This window comes from Mesorhizobium sp. WSM4983 (genome assembly GCF_029625765.1).
Lineage (GTDB): Bacteria > Pseudomonadota > Alphaproteobacteria > Rhizobiales > Rhizobiaceae > Mesorhizobium.
On record NZ_JARTVM010000033.1, the window covers coordinates 1 to 777 of the forward strand.

The 777-nt window shown below is 63.8% G+C and carries 1 protein-coding gene; it reads right to left on the reverse strand.

Features of this window, described 5'->3' with window-relative positions; genetic code table 11:
* A partial coding sequence (locus P9254_RS28820; protein ID WP_278052568.1) for an IS481 family transposase occupies nt 1-689 on the reverse strand: 689 nt, incomplete at its 3' end.
* Nucleotides 690-777 lie beyond the last annotated feature (88 nt).

The following is a 777-nucleotide window of genomic DNA, read 5'->3' on the forward strand; positions in this document are numbered from 1 at the left end:
TTGGCGAAGGCCTTTGATCTGTAGCAGGAGCCGTTGTCGGTCATGACGCGGGCTATCGTGACGCCGAGGCTGGCGTAATAGGCGACCGCGGCCTTGAGGAAGGCGATGGCGCACTCCTTTTTCTCGTCGGGCAGGATTTGCGAGAAGGCGATGCGGGACGCGTCGTCGATGCAGACATGGACGAACTCCCAGCCGGCGCCGCGCGACTTGCCCTTTTGCGGATCGCCGGTGATACGATGGCCGACTTGGCTGAAGCGGCCGAGCTTCTTGATGTCGATATGGATCATCTCGCCGGGATGCTCCCGCTCGTAGCGCCGGACCGGTTCGGCCGGCTCGATATCCCTGAGCCGCGACAGCCCGGCACGCTTGAGAACCCGGCTGACGGTGGCGGGCGAGACGCCGACCTCATGGGCGATGTGCTTGCCGGTCAGCCGCTGGCGACGCAAGGCTGCGATGCGCTCGGCCACGGACTGTTCGGTCAGGCTCGGCATGACGGTGGGCCGCGACGAGCGGTCGACCATGCCGGCCCGCCCTTTGGTCTTATAGCGCTCGACCCAGCGCGCCACGATCTTGGCCGACACGCCATAGACGCGCGCCGCATGGGCTTTGGAAAAAGCGCCTTCTATCACCGATAACGCCATCTCCTCTCGACGCAGCGGTGTGAGACGGGCATTCTTGTGGATGTTCATTCGGACCCTCCGATGGATGCTGAAGCGTGGTAACTCCAGTCTCCTCGGTCCGGTCCGAATGGACAACCTCTCGAAAGCTCACACCTAG